The organism is Pseudomonas frederiksbergensis, assembly GCF_001874645.1.
In the GTDB taxonomy this organism is placed as follows: domain Bacteria; phylum Pseudomonadota; class Gammaproteobacteria; order Pseudomonadales; family Pseudomonadaceae; genus Aquipseudomonas; species Aquipseudomonas frederiksbergensis_B.
Map to the genome: position 1 here is coordinate 5,628,788 of NZ_CP017886.1, position 13,635 is coordinate 5,642,422.

Consider the following 13,635-nt stretch of genomic DNA (forward strand, 5'->3'; position numbering starts at 1 on the left):
TCATTTCGATACTGACCGTTCTTGGTGTCACTCATCCCGGGAAAGTTCGGTTCATGGCGGGAAAAACCGGTTAGTTAAGCGTTGGTTGTCCCCAAAAGATCGCAGCCTGCGGCAGCTCCTACGGAGTTGCGGGTGGATTCGGCGTAGGAGCTGCCGAAGGCTGCGATCCTGGCAGAACCGCCGCTGATCATTTTCCGTTTGCCAGCCCCCGTCTCAGCTGATATCTGTACGCATAACCAGTATCCGCTCGCCATGGCGCTTTCTATTTGTGACAGTCAATCCGCTCGAAGATCCGTTCTATTACCTGAACAACTTTCAACACGTGCTCGCCTGGCTTGAGCAGCGCTATGCCGATGTGCTTAGCGTGGAGGAGCAGCAATTCATCGTTGATTTTGGCCAGTTGCCGCGCGCGTCTCAGGCACTGCTGGTCAGAATGGTCATGCGCAAGGGCGAGCATTTTCGCCTCGGCAAGTTGCATTACGCCGAAATAGGCGAAACCGCCCGCGCGGCAGAACCCTTGCTGAACCTTGGCTGGGTAAACGAACAGGCGCCACTGTCGATCGAGCAACTGTTTGAAGTACTGCTCAAACCGGAAATCCTGCAGTGCTTCAGCGCGGCTATCGAACAACCCAAAGCGAAAAAGTCCGAGTGGCTGGCCGCACTGAGCGAACAGTTCAGCCAACCGCAGGCCTTCAAGAGCTGGTGCCCGACGCTGGATGACCGGTTGTTGAGCCTGACCATCATGGGCCTGTGCGATCGGCTGCGGCTGATGTTCTTCGGCAACCTGTATCAGGACTGGTCGGAGTTCGTCCTGGCGGATCTCGGGATTTTTACCTACGAGAAAGTCGAGTTTTGCGCCGAGTCCCGAGGCTTGCGCAGCCGTGAAGACGTCGAGGCGTTTCTCTATTTGCACGATTGTCAGCTGCGTTTTGAAGCCGGGGAGGCGCTGGCGCAAGTCGTCGAACAGATCCAGGCACTGCAAACCGTCAACCCCTGGCTGGAGCGGCGGCGCGCCAAGCTGCTGTTTCAGATCGGGCAGCATTGCGAGCGGGTTGCCGACTGGTCGGCAGCACTGACGATCTATCGCGAATGTGCGTACCCCGGCGCCAGGTTGCGCTTGATCCGGGTGCTGGAACGTTGCGCCGAGTTTCAATTGGCGCTGGAGTTGGCGACCCACGCCGAACACGCACCGGAGAGCGCCGCCGAGCAGCAACAACTGTTGCGGGTGCTGCCCCGTTTGCGGCGCAAACTCGGCGGGCCGCCGACGCCACGGGTCAAGGCGCGCGAAGTTGAACGTCTGGACCTGAGCCTGTCGCGAATCGACCCGGCGCTGTCGGTCGAATTCTACGTTCAGGCGCATCTGGATGAGCCTTCGGCGCCGGTGCACTACGTCGAGAACAGCCTGGTCAACTCGTTGTTCGGTTTGCTCTGCTGGCCGGCAATCTTTGCACCGCTGCCGGGAGCATTTTTTCACCCGTTCCAGCGCGGGCCGGTGGACCTGCTCAGCGAAGACTTTCATTCCCGGCGTGCCGATCTGTTCCAAGCGTGCCTGGCAGAGCTGGACGATGGGCGTTATGCGCAGACCATCCGCCAGCGCTTTCGCGCCAAGTCGGGTGTGCAGTCGCCTTTTGTGTTTTGGGGCGTGCTGACCGAGGCGCTGCTTGAGCAGGCGCTGGACTGTCTGCCGGCCGAACACCTCAAGCGCTGGTTCAATCGCCTGTTGCTGGACATCAAGGCCAATCGCGCCGGGATGCCGGACTTGATCCAGTTCTGGCCGCAACACAAGACCTATCGGATGATCGAGGTCAAAGGCCCGGGCGATCGCCTCCAAGACAACCAACTGCGGTGGCTGGAGTTCTGCCACGAACACCAGATGCCCGTCGCGGTCTGCTACGTGCAATGGGCGGAGCCTGCGGCGTGAGCTACAGCGTTGCGGTGCGCGCGTTGTGTGAGTTTACTGCCAAGGTCGGGGATCTCGACCTGCGCTTCACCCCGTCGCCGACAGCCCTGGAAGGCATCATGGGTCATCGCACCGTCGCTTCGCGGCGCAGCGAGACTTATCAAAACGAAGTGGTCCTCGAAGGTGAGTATCGGCAGTTGAAGGTCAGGGGCAGGGCGGATGGTTATGACCCCGGCCAGAATCGTCTTGAGGAAATCAAAACCTACCGTGGCGAGCTGGAGCGGATGCCGGCCAACCACCGACAGTTGCATTGGGCGCAGGCGAAAATCTACGGCGGGTTGATGTGCCAGAAATTGCAGTTGGCCGAGATCAGTCTGGCGCTGGTGTATTTCGATATCGTCAGCGAAAAGGAAATCAGCCTGGTCGAAACCTGGAGCGCGCTTGAGCTGGAGCGTTTCTTCACCCAGCAGTGCGGGCTGTTTCTGCACTGGGCCGAGCAGGAAATGGCCCACCGTGAAGCGCGCAATCAGGCTGCTCAGGTATTGCGCTTCCCGCATCTGGACTTCCGTCCGGGGCAACGTCACCTCGCCGAATCGGTGTTCAAAGCCGTCAGCACTGGCCGTTGCCTGATGGCCCAGGCACCGACCGGCATCGGCAAGACGGTCGGTACGCTGTTCCCGATGCTCAAGGCATTGGCGCCGCAGCAACTGGACAAGGTGTTCTTTCTCACCGCCAAGACGCCCGGACGCCAATTGGCGCTGGATGCGGCCCGGGTGATCGTCGACAGCAGCAACGGTTTACCGTTGCGAGTGCTTGAGATGATTGCTCGCGACAAAGCCTGCGAGCACCCGGACAAAGCCTGCCATGGCGAATCCTGTCCGTTGGCCAAAGGCTTTTACGATCGTTTGCCGGCGGCCCGTGAGGCGGCGAGCCAGATGACGCTGCTTAATCAGGCAACGCTGCGGCAGATTGCCCTGGAGCATCAGGTCTGTCCGTATTACCTGAGCCAGGAAATGGCTCGCTGGGCTGACGTGGTGGTTGCCGACTACAACTACTATTTTGACTTCAGCGCGTTGCTATTCGGTTTGGCCCAGGCCAACCAGTGGAAGGTCGCCGTGCTGGTGGATGAGGCCCACAACCTGGTGGAGCGCGGTCGGCAGATGTACAGCGCGAGCCTCGATCAATTCATGCTGAATACGCTGCGCAAAAGCGCTCCCGAGGTGCTGAAAAAGAGTTTGCAGCGGGTCAGCCGTGAATGGAACGCGCTGCACAAGGCACAGGTCAGCCCTTATCAGGCCTACCCCAAGGCTCCGGACAAATTGTTGCAGGCGCTGTCGCTCTGCACGACGGCGATCGGCGATTACCTCAACGATCATCCGCAAGGGTTGGAGGCTGCGTTGCAGAGTTTCTATTTCGATGCGCTGCAATTTGCTCGGGTCGCCGAACTGTTCGATGAACATTTCCTGTTCGACATCAGCAAGCGCGATCTCGGCAACACGCGCAGCCTTTCGCAGCTATGCCTGCGCAACGTAGTGCCGGCCGGTTTCATCCGCCCGCGTCTGACGGCGGCGCGCAGCAGCGTGATGTTTTCCGCGACCTTGAGCCCGCAGCGTTACTACACCGACTTGCTCGGGCTGCCGGCGAGCACGGTGTGGATCGACGTCGAGTCGCCGTTCAACGCCGAACAGCTCAAGGTGCACATCGTCAGCCAGATATCCACCCGGTTCGTGCACCGGCAGGCTTCGCTTGCGCCGATTGTCGAGCTGATGGCCCGTCAGTTCATGGAGCGTCCCGGCAATTACCTGGCGTTTTTCAGCAGCTTTGATTATCTGCAACAAGTGGCGCAGTTGTTCGCCGAGCGCTGGCCGCAGATCAATCTGTGGTCACAGTCACGCGGCATGGACGAAGCCCGGCGTCAGGCCTTTCTTGAGCAGTTCACGGCCACCAGTCAGGGCATCGGCTTTGCGGTACTGGGCGGAGCGTTTGGTGAAGGCATCGACTTGCCGGGCTCACGGTTGATCGGAGCGTTCATCGCGACGTTAGGGCTGGCGCAACTGAACCCGGTCAACGAGCAACTGAAACAGCGCATGGCAGCGATCTTCGGCGCAGGTTATGACTACACCTACCTGTTTCCCGGCGTACAGAAGGTGGTGCAAGCCGCCGGACGGGTGATTCGTACCCAGCAGGATCAAGGCGTCGTGATGCTGATCGATGACCGCTTTGGCGAAACCAAGGTCCAGCAGTTGCTGCCGCGTTGGTGGTCGGTCAGCGGGCGCGTTTGAGACGCCCCGCAGCCGTCAATGCATGCCGACTGTCCAGTCGGCCCGGCGCGGGGGCTGAACACCGTGTGCCTGACGCACCATGCTGACCAGCTCTGCCGCAAAACGGTGGCAGTCGCCCGGCCAGCGTGCGGTCAGCAAGTTTCCGTCGCGGACGATAAACCCGCGTTGCGGGTTTTCTGTTGAATCACGTTGCGCGAATCGCGGCCCCGACAAGAAGTCATGGGCGCTGGCCAACGCCGCGGTGACTTCGGCCTGCACGGTTTGCGGGTACGTGCGGTAGTAGCGGCCGAGCCACGGCGCGGTGACCCACCAGGCTGGCAGCTCCATGGTGTTGGCCAGCAACGCGGTCACCTTGCGTCCGTGCAATACCGAAAGAACGTTGTCGGCATCCAGCGTGCGGGCCAGTAGCAATACGCCGTGACAGACCGCCGCCACCGGTTTTTGCGCATCAAAGAAGTGCCGGACGATCCGCCGGGCGTGTTCGGACTCCAGCAAACTGCGCATGCCCTTGGCATGGCCGCCCGGGATCACCAGCCCCTCGAACTGCTTGGGATCGACCTCGGCGTAGGCCATGGGCGACTTGAAACGCTCGTCGGCGGTCATGGCCGCGTAATGTTGAAGATCCTCTTTGCGGGTCATCAGCAGCGAATTCAAAGGCCCGAAACCGATCTCCACGAGGCGCGCGTCGGCATAAGCCGGCAAACCTTTTGGCGTTGCAAAGCGCACCTCGATCCCGGCGTCGTGCAACGCCTGCCAGGGCACACTGCTTTCAGTGGGGTCGTAGTCAGCCTGAGGTAACAGGAAAAGCAGCATGCACAAAGCCTCGAATCGTCAGCGCTGGGGATTGGCTATTGCACTGAGTCTGGACGCAGCGGCTGGACTTCGCCAGCCATTGCCTGTTCATTCGATGCAGGCAAGGGCTTAAGCTTCAAGGAACTGAAACTTGAACAGTGTGCACGGGTAGCCGTCGACGGGGAGCTGATGGCGAGTGAACTTGCCATGGGTCAGCTCAGGGATGATGTGGGCCCAGAACGCCTGCGCCGGCTGATTGGCGTCGATATGAAAAATCTGCCACTGGCCGGGAAGCTGTTTGAGCAGGGCAGACACCGCGCACTTCCCGACGCCACGACCACGATAGTGGCGACTGACGAAGAGATAACCGATGTTGTACTGCACGTCGTCAAAACGAACATCGTCGTCAACCGTGACGAACCCGGCAACGTCCCCATCAACCTTGATCAGGAACGGCTGCGTTGCAGGCTTTCTCCAGTAGTCGAGTGTTGGCTGAATATCGAAAAAACCATGGGCGCCAAATTTCAGCGGCAGCCATTCGCTGAAGTCGTACATATAGAACTGCATCAGGTTCTCGATGCAGTCCAGTTCGTCCCGTTGTGCGCGGTGCAGTTCGATCGTGGCCATTGCCTACAGCTCCAGACGATTCGATGGCTATCGCCATTAACCTAGCACCTCACGCAAACGATGCCACAACATGCCCAGCGCCAGGAGTGGTGTGCGCAATGCGCGCCCGCCTGGAAAGGTCATGTGCGGCACCGCGCTGAAGACGTCCAGGCCCTGGCTGTGTCCGGCATGAATCGCCTCGGCCAGCAGGCGGGCGGTCCAGTGCGTGACGTTAAGACCATGACCGGAATAGCCTTGGGCGTAAAACACGTTCGGGTACTGCGACAACCGCCCGACCTGGGGGAAGCGATTGGCGGTGATACCGATCCTGCCGCCCCATTGATAGTCGATCCGCAGGTTGGCCAGTTGCGGGAACACCTTGAGCATTTTCGGGCACATGTAGGCGGCGATGTCCGCCGGATCGCGCCCGGAATAGTGGCAGGCGCCGCCGAACAACAGGCGCCGATCCGCGGAAAGCCGGTAGTAGTCGAGTCCGACTTTCTGGTCGCACAGCGCCAGATTCTGCGGGATCAACTCGGCGGCAGCCTGCGCTGACAACGGCTCGGTCGCGATGATGTAACTGCCTGCCGGCAGTACCTTGCCGCTTAGCCGTGGTTCCAGATCCTCCAGGTGCGCGTTGCAGGCCAGCACCAGACTCCCGGCGCGCACCGATCCGCCCGCGCAGCGAACCTGCACGGTGTTGCCATGGATGATCTCCAGCACCGGGCTTTGCTCGAAAATCCGCACCCCCAGCGACTCGGCTACCCGAGCCTCGCCGAGGACCAGATTGAGCGGGTGCAGATGGCCGGAGCCCATGTCCACCAGTCCGCCTGCGTAAACACCGGAGTTCACCACTTGCCGCATGTCTTCGGGCCTGACGAGGCGGGTTGCATGGGCATAACCCTGGGCGTTCAGGGTTTCTTGCTCCGTCTGAAATGCCGCAAATTGCGCGGGGGTATTGGCCAGTTCGCAGAAGCCCCAACGCAGGTCGCACTCAATGCCGTGCTCGCGGATGCGATTGCCCACCACCTCGACCGATTCGATGCCGGCGCGCTCCAGATAGCGCACGCCTTCATCACCGACGTAACGGGCAAAGCCCGAAACGTCGTGCCCGATGCCACGGATCAACTGCCCGCCGTTACGGCCGCTGGCGCCCCAGCCGATCCTTCGGCCTTCCAGCAGAATCACCGAGAGCCCGCGTTGGGCCAGTTCAATGGCGGTGTTGACGCCGGTAAAACCGCCGCCGATCACGCAGACGTCAGCTTCCAGATCAGAGGTCAGCGTCGGGTGTTGCACCATCGCGTTGGCAGAGGCGTTGTAATAGGAGCGGGCGTGTTCCGCCGACGGGTTTATAGCGGTTGCCTGATTCATTTGTTGGACTTCACTTTGCTCCAGGAACGGGTCATCAGACGCATGATTTCCGGTGTCGGTGTGGTCGAGATGTACAGCTTGTCCAGCACCGCCTGGGAGGGATAAACCTCTGGGTTGTTCACCAGCTCTGTGTCCATGAACTGCTTGGCCGCAGGGTTGGGGTTGGCGTAACCGACGGTGGCGCTGACCTTGGCGATGACCTCTGGCTCCAGCAGGTAGTTGATGAATTCGTGGGCTTGTTTGGCGTTGCTGGCGTCTGCGGGCACGGCCAGCAAGTCGAACCACAGGTTGCTGCCTTCCTTGGGAATCGCATAGGCGATGTTCACGCCGTTCTTCGCTTCCTTGGCGCGGTTCGCCGCCTGGAACACGTCCCCCGAGTAACCGAAGGCGATGCAGATGTCGCCGTTGGCCAGGTCCGACACGTACTTGGAGGAGTGGAAGTAGGTGATGTACGGGCGGATGGTCAGCAACTTGGCTTCGGCTTTTTTGTAGTCTTCGACATTCGAACTGCGTGGATCCATGCCCATGTAGTTGAGGATTGCCGGGAACACTTCATCCGCCGAGTCCATCATCGACACGCCGCACTGGCTGAGCTTTTTCAGGTTTTCCGGTTCGAACATCACTGCCCATGAGTCGATGTGATCGACACCCAGCACTTGCTTGATCTTGTCGACGTTGTAGCCGATGCCGTTGGTGCCCCACAGGTACGGCACCGAGTGCGCGTTACCCGGGTCGTTCTTCTCCAGCAGCGTCAGCAATTTAGGGTCGAGGTTTTTCCAGTTCGGCAGCTGCGAACGGTCCAGTTTGAGGAACGCGCCGGCTTTGACCTGACGGGCCAGGAAATGGTTGGAAGGCACCACCACGTCGTACCCGGTACGCCCGGCAAGCAGTTTGCCTTCCAGGGTTTCATTGGAGTCGAACACGTCGTAGATGACCTTGATACCGGTTTTCGCCTGGAAGTCGGCGAGGGTGGTCGTACCGATATAGTCGGTCCAGTTGTACACACTGACGCTTGGCTGCGCTTGCGCGCCAAGGCTGCAGAACAGCGCAAGCGCTGCGGGAACGACTGATTTCAATAGACGCATTTCGACACCCCTTTGAATGATTGTTTTCGATGTGTTGGTACTGATCGTCCCCGCGCAGAGCGTGGGAACGATCATCAGCGTTGCAGATTAAACACTCAGCAACAGGAACTCGCGCTCCCAGGAGCTGATCACCCGTTTGAAGTTTTCGTGCTCGGCGCGCTTGACCGCGACGTAGCCGCGCACGAATTTGGTCCCCAGATAGCGCTCGATGGTCGGGCAGTTTTCCATGTGCGCCAGTGCATCTTCGATGGTGATCGGCAGGCGCAGGTTGCGTCGCTCGTAGGCACGGCCCTGTACCGGGGCGCTCGGTTCGATGCGTTCGATCATGCCGAGGTAACCGCACAACAGGCTCGCGGCGATGGCCAGGTACGGGTTGGCATCGGCGCCCGGCAGGCGGTTTTCCACGCGCATGGCCTCGGGACCAGAGGTCGGTACACGCAGCCCGACGGTGCGGTTTTCTTCGCCCCATTCGACGTTGACCGGTGCCGAGGTGTCCGGCAGGAAGCGGCGGAACGAGTTGACGTTGGGTGCAAACATCGGCAGCAGTTTCGGAATGTACTTCTGCAGACCGCCGATGTGGTGCAGGAACAGTTCGCTCATCTGCCCGTCGCTATCAGCGAAGATCGGCTTGCCGGTGGCGATGTCGACCACGCTCTGGTGCAAGTGCATGGCGCTGCCCGGTTCGTCACCGATCGGCTTGGCCATGAAGGTCGCGGTGACGTTGTGCTTGAGCGCCGCTTCGCGCAGGGTGCGCTTGAACACGGTGATCTGGTCGGCCAGGTCCAGTGCATCGCCGTGACGGAAGTTGATTTCCATCTGTGCCGGGCCGTCTTCGTGGATCAGCGTGTCGAGGTCCAGACCTTGCAGTTCGCACCAGTCGTAGACGTCTTCGAACAGCGGATCGAATTCGTTGGCCGCATCAATGGAAAACGACTGACGACCGCTTTCGGCACGGCCCGAACGGCCCAGCGGTGCCTTGAGCGGCAGGTCCGGGTCTTCACAGCGCTGGGTCAGGTAGAACTCCATTTCCGGTGCAACGATGGGCTGCCAGCCCTTGTCGGCGTAGAGCTTCAGAACTTTCTTCAAGACGTTGCGCGGCGACAGCTCGATCGGGTTGCCGAGCTTGTCGAAGGTGTCGTGAATCACGATGGCGGTCGGTTCGATCGCCCATGGCACCACGTAAATCGCCGAAGAATCCGGCCGGCAAACCATGTCGATATCGGCAGGGTCGAGCAGGTCGTAGTAAATGTCGTCGTCGACAAAGTCCCCGGTTACCGTTTGCAACAGCACACTTTCCGGCAGGCGCATGCCTCGCTCATGCAGGAACTTATTGGTGGGCGCTATCTTGCCACGAGCGATACCGGTCAGGTCACTGACCACGCATTCGACTTCGGTAATCTTGTGTTCTTTCAGCCATGAGGACAGCTGATCGAAAGGGGCATTCATAAAGACCTCGTAGTTGGTTTTATCAGCGTCAGGGCGGGTCTGTGCATCTCGTACAAGCGGCAAGAGACTTCCCCTGTAGCGCGTTGACGACTATCTTGGGCGACGCGTTTCGTTCCATCTATCCACTTTAAGCAGAACCAGAACGCACCAAAAAAGTGCGCACAGGTCATTCCATGACAGCGTCAAACCCCTTGCACGTGCAGGCTTTCAACACCTTGGATGTCGCCGAACAGATCCGGGCGACCCCAGGGTGGGTGCAGCACTATCAGCAGATGTCGCCCGGGCATTTCGCAGGCCAAGTGCGCTATCTGGACCTGCAAGGCGTGGAGATTTACGAGGAGTGCATGAACACCCGCGTCGAGCAGAATTTCAGCGCGCCACCGGGCTCGCTGGCGTTCTGTTTCGATCGCAGTGACAACGCGCTTTATGTGCTGAATGGCGAAAGCCACAACATCTGGATTACGCCGGAGAACTACCAGGAAGTGGCCGTGGTGTTCGGTCCGGAGTTCGTTCAGCGTCATGGCCTGAGCGTCGAACGGCTCGAAGGTCTGTTCATGGCGCCGCTCAATTCGCAGCAGAACGCGCTGTTCAGTCGCTGGCTGAGCGGCACCCTGACCCGGCTGTCGCACACCCTCGACCCACCGAGCAAGGACGCGCTGACCCAACAGCTGCTGGACGACTGTCTGTTTATTCTCGACAACGCCTGCGTTTGCCTGGACCGAGGCGCGTTGCAGCGCCGGGCAGGGGAGCGAACGATCATGAAGCGGGTCGGTGAATGGGCGGCGGATACCCCGGAAGAGAACTTGAATTTGCTGGAGCTTTCCCACGTCGCCGAAGTGTCACTGCGTCAGCTGCAACACGCGTTCAAGACTTACACCGGCATGGCGCCGACCCAGTGGCTGCGCTTGCGCCGGCTCAACAGCGCCCGCCGTGAATTGCTCAGCCGCACAGTGACGGACACCACGGTGGCCGAAGTGGCGATGAACTGGTCGTTCTGGCACCTTGGGCGCTTTTCCAGCAGCTACCGGGCGCTGTTCAAGGAATTGCCGAGTGACACGCTCAAGCGCGCATGCGTCACTCAGCCGAACGGGCGCGTGCATCGTTAGGCTCTGTACGGAAACTGCCTGCGCGTCGACCATGCTGCGTTAAAAACAGGCTCGGAATGCTCATTTAGGGGCCTAAACTCCGCTTCCTCGCCTGTTTTTGCCTTGCCTGATCGCCGCTCGGCGAGTTTTCGTACAGAGCCTAGAACGTCGGTGGGGTAATCACCCATACCACCACCGCATCGACGTCGCCGGGGTTGCCATAACGGTGGGGCTCCTGGCTGGAAAAACTGAAGCTGTCGCCTTCGTTGAGCTGGAAATAACGCTCCCCAACCCACAACTCGAAACTGCCCGACAGCAGAAAGCCGGCTTCCTCGCCTTCGTGGCTGTAGCTGTGCTGGCTATAGGTGCCTGGCGGGAAGCGTGAATGGAGCATTTCCAGCTGACGGTTGGGTTGCGGGGTCAGCAGTTGGTCGACGATACCGTCTTCGTAATGCACGCTCATGCGGCTGTTTTTGCGTACCACGTAACCGTGATCTTCGGGCGCGGTGTTGGCTTCGCTGGCGAAGAACCACTGGATGGTCACACCCAGACTGCGGGCGATGTTGAACAGCGCGGGGATTGATGGATAGGCGAGGTTGCGTTCGAGCTGGCTGATGTAGCCTGCCGTCAGCTCACTCATTTGCGCCAGTTCCGCCAGGGTCATGCCCCGACGTTTGCGCAGCCCGCGAATCCGTGTGCCGAGAAAGTGCGGTTCGGCGCTGCCGGTTGCGGGCTGTGTCGTGCTGTTGTTGCTCATGGTGAGTTCCGAACCGAGGGCTGCGCTACGAACCCTGTAGGAGCTGCCGCAGGCTGCGATCTTTTGATCTTGTTTTTGAAAATCAAAAGATCGCAGCCTGCGGCAGCTCCTACAGGGGGTGTTAATTAGCGTGTAAAGCCCCGGAGTATAAACAGCCTCAAAGCTCCCAGGCGACTTTCAAACCCTCATAAATCGCTTCTTCGGCGGTGCGCGGCGCCAGACAGTCGCCGATCCGCCGAAATTCCACCAGACCTTGCAGCTCGAAGCCCAAGGTGTCTACCGGCTGATGGCCCTGACAGAGCACCAGCGTATCGACGTTTTCGAAGAGCATCGGTTCGCCGCTGGCGGTGTGTTGCAAGTAAACGGTGTTGTCGTCGCAACCGTAAAGCCGGGCGTAGGGCGTGATCGGGATGCCCAGCTTATGCAACTCGCCGGCCAGTTGATCGCGCACGTACAGCGGCAGGTTTTCACCGCAATGGGTGCCGTTGACCGCCAGTTGCACCTGATGCCCGGCGCGCACCAGACGTTCGGCAATGCCGGGGCCGATCCAGTCGCAGCGCCAGTCGACCACCACCACCGAACGGCCAATCTGTACCTCCTCGCGCAGCACCTGCCAAGCGTCCACCACCTGCAACTCACCGCCGCGTTCGAACGCCGGCCAGTAGGGCTCGGCACCAGTAGCAACGATCACCATGTCAGGCCGTTCGCGTTCGACCAGCGCACGATCGACCCGGGTGTTGCGCACCACGCGCACGCCGGCCAGTTCCATCTCGCGTTGCAGGTTGGTGCTGGCACCGCCGAACTCACTGCGCCGTGGCAACAGTTGCGCCAGCAGCACTTGCCCGCCGAGTTGCGAGCTGGCCTCGTAGAGGGTCACCTCATGCCCGCGTTGCGCGGCCACTGCCGCGGCTTTCATCCCGGCCGGGCCACCGCCGGCAATCATGATGCGTTTGCGCTGGGTGGTCGGTTGCCGCTGGCCGAACAGCAGCTCGCGACCGGTTTCCGGGTGCTGGATGCAGGAAATCGGCAGACCTTTGTGGAAATGCCCGATGCACGCCTGATTGCAGGCGATGCAGGCCCGCACATCTTCGGCGCGCCCGGCGTCGGTCTTGTTGGGCATTTGCGGGTCGCAAATCAGTGCGCGGGTCATGCCGCACACATCGGCCTGACCACGCGCCAGAATCAGTTCGGCTTCCTGCGGCTGGTTGATGCGTCCGGTGACGAACAGCGGAATGCTCAGGCTGGCCTTGAAGGTTCCGGCTTCCTTGGCCAGGTAAGCCGCTTCGATCGCCATCGGCGGCACGATATGCACCGCGCCGCCCAATGACGCCGAGGTCCCGGCGACGATGTGCACGTAATCCAGCTGTGCTTGCAGTGACTTGACCGCCTCCAATGACTCGTCTTCGGTGAGCCCTTCGGGGTCGCGCTCATCGGCGGAAATACGCAAGCCGATGATGAACTGTTCATCGGTATTGGCTCGCACGGCGGCGATCACTTCGCGCAAAAAGCGCAGACGCTGTTGCAGGTCGCCGTTGTAGTCATCGGTGCGGCGGTTGACCCGTGGGTTGATGAATTGCGCCGGCAGGTAACCATGGCTGGCGACCACTTCGACGCCGTCAATCCCGGCCTGATACAGGCGCCTTGCAGCGGCACCATAACCTTCGACGATCTCGTCGATCATCGCCTGATCAAGGGCACGCGGCATCACCCGAAAACGCTCGTTGGGCACTGCCGAAGGCGAATAGGCGACCGCCAGCAGACCATCGCTGGACTCCATGATCTCGCGCCCCGGGTGGAAGATCTGCGAGAGCACCACGGTGCCGTGGGCGTGGCAGCTTTGCGCCAGTTTCCGATAACCCTCGATACAAGCGTCGTCGGTCGCCATCAGCACATGCGAGGTGTAGCGCGCGCTGTCATGCACGCCGGCCACTTGCAGCACGATCAGCCCGACACCCCCTTCGGCGCGCGCCTTGTGGTAGGCGATCAGTGGCTCGTTGACCAGGTTGTCGGTGGGCATCGAGGTGTCGTGACCGCTGGACATGATGCGGTTTTTCAGGCGTTTGCCACGGATCTGCAACGGTTCGAACAGATGGGCAAAGGCTGGGGTCGAGGTCGGCATGGTACGGGTACTCCAGGCGGGCTGAAGCCGAAAGGCCGGGGTTTCGGCGTTGTTATTATGTGCCTATAGAAATTTACCCTAAGTAAAAAATCAACTTGTTTTTTTACTATGGCTTGCAGTAGCTTGTTTTGGCGCCCACTCCTGAGCATAGGTATCTACACAGCATTGAAATGCGGTGCCGGACGGCTCCCG

General features: G+C 60.4%; 10 protein-coding genes. 3 read left to right on the forward strand and 7 right to left on the reverse strand.

The features are described from left to right. Nucleotides 1–268 precede the first annotated feature (268 nt). Together BLL42_RS26840 and BLL42_RS26845 are read left to right on the forward strand one after the other, a co-directional pair. Nucleotides 269–1,921: a VRR-NUC domain-containing protein gene (locus BLL42_RS26840; RefSeq protein WP_071555579.1), complete on the forward strand. Its 1,653-nt coding sequence runs from the start codon at nt 269–271 to the stop codon at nt 1,919–1,921. Continuing rightward, nucleotides 1,918–4,182 (forward strand): ATP-dependent DNA helicase, encoded by a 2,265-nt coding sequence (locus tag BLL42_RS26845; protein WP_071555867.1) that lies wholly within the window; start codon nt 1,918–1,920, stop codon nt 4,180–4,182. The genes BLL42_RS26840 and BLL42_RS26845 overlap by 4 nt, the downstream gene beginning before the upstream one ends. A gap of 15 nt (nt 4,183–4,197) precedes the next feature. Here the strand turns inward: BLL42_RS26845 and BLL42_RS26850 are convergent, their stop codons facing one another. The 5 genes from BLL42_RS26850 to BLL42_RS26870 form a co-directional block, all read right to left on the reverse strand. Next, complete coding sequence (locus BLL42_RS26850) at nt 4,198–4,995, reverse strand: DJ-1/PfpI family protein (protein ID WP_071555580.1); 798 nt, start codon at nt 4,993–4,995, stop codon at nt 4,198–4,200. Between the two features lie 108 nt (nt 4,996–5,103). Continuing rightward, nucleotides 5,104–5,601, reverse strand: a complete 498-nt coding sequence (locus tag BLL42_RS26855; protein WP_071555581.1) for a GNAT family N-acetyltransferase — start codon at nt 5,599–5,601, stop codon at nt 5,104–5,106. A gap of 36 nt (nt 5,602–5,637) precedes the next feature. Then, complete coding sequence (locus BLL42_RS26860) at nt 5,638–6,951, reverse strand: NAD(P)/FAD-dependent oxidoreductase (RefSeq protein WP_071555582.1); 1,314 nt, start codon at nt 6,949–6,951, stop codon at nt 5,638–5,640. Next, on the reverse strand, nt 6,948–8,036 hold the full coding sequence (locus tag BLL42_RS26865; RefSeq protein WP_071555583.1) for a polyamine ABC transporter substrate-binding protein: 1,089 nt from the start codon (nt 8,034–8,036) through the stop codon (nt 6,948–6,950). The genes BLL42_RS26860 and BLL42_RS26865 overlap by 4 nt, the downstream gene beginning before the upstream one ends. 87 nt (nt 8,037–8,123) lie before the next feature. Further along, the gene (locus BLL42_RS26870) at nt 8,124–9,482 is read right to left on the reverse strand and encodes a glutamine synthetase family protein (protein WP_071555584.1); all 1,359 of its coding nucleotides are present in this window, start codon (nt 9,480–9,482) and stop codon (nt 8,124–8,126) included. A 173-nt stretch (nt 9,483–9,655) separates the two neighbouring features. On the opposite strand from BLL42_RS26870, the gene BLL42_RS26875 reads away from it, so the two are divergent. After that, nucleotides 9,656–10,588 (forward strand): helix-turn-helix domain-containing protein, encoded by a 933-nt coding sequence (locus tag BLL42_RS26875; RefSeq protein WP_071555585.1) that lies wholly within the window; start codon nt 9,656–9,658, stop codon nt 10,586–10,588. A 139-nt stretch (nt 10,589–10,727) separates the two neighbouring features. Here the strand turns inward: BLL42_RS26875 and BLL42_RS26880 are convergent, their stop codons facing one another. Further along, on the reverse strand, nt 10,728–11,324 hold the full coding sequence (locus BLL42_RS26880; RefSeq protein ID WP_071555586.1) for a cupin domain-containing protein: 597 nt from the start codon (nt 11,322–11,324) through the stop codon (nt 10,728–10,730). Nucleotides 11,325–11,481: 157 nt separating this feature from the next. Beyond that, a complete protein-coding gene (locus BLL42_RS26885; RefSeq protein ID WP_071555587.1) occupies nt 11,482–13,443 on the reverse strand; it encodes an oxidoreductase in 1,962 nt (653 codons plus the stop codon). Nucleotides 13,444–13,635 lie beyond the last annotated feature (192 nt).

Bases quoted from the DNA above. Each gene is read 5' to 3' on its own strand.
- BLL42_RS26850 (WP_071555580.1), bottom strand. From the start codon at position 4,995: ATGCTGCTTTTCCTGTTACCTCAGGCTGACTACGACCCCACTGAAAGC.
- BLL42_RS26855 (WP_071555581.1), bottom strand. From the start codon at position 5,601: ATGGCCACGATCGAACTGCACCGCGCACAACGGGACGAACTGGACTGC.
- BLL42_RS26860 (WP_071555582.1), bottom strand. From the start codon at position 6,951: ATGAATCAGGCAACCGCTATAAACCCGTCGGCGGAACACGCCCGCTCC.
- BLL42_RS26865 (WP_071555583.1), bottom strand. From the start codon at position 8,036: ATGCGTCTATTGAAATCAGTCGTTCCCGCAGCGCTTGCGCTGTTCTGC.
- BLL42_RS26870 (WP_071555584.1), bottom strand. From the start codon at position 9,482: ATGAATGCCCCTTTCGATCAGCTGTCCTCATGGCTGAAAGAACACAAG.
- BLL42_RS26875 (WP_071555585.1), top strand. From the start codon at position 9,656: ATGACAGCGTCAAACCCCTTGCACGTGCAGGCTTTCAACACCTTGGAT.
- BLL42_RS26880 (WP_071555586.1), bottom strand. From the start codon at position 11,324: ATGAGCAACAACAGCACGACACAGCCCGCAACCGGCAGCGCCGAACCG.
- BLL42_RS26885 (WP_071555587.1), bottom strand. From the start codon at position 13,443: ATGCCGACCTCGACCCCAGCCTTTGCCCATCTGTTCGAACCGTTGCAG.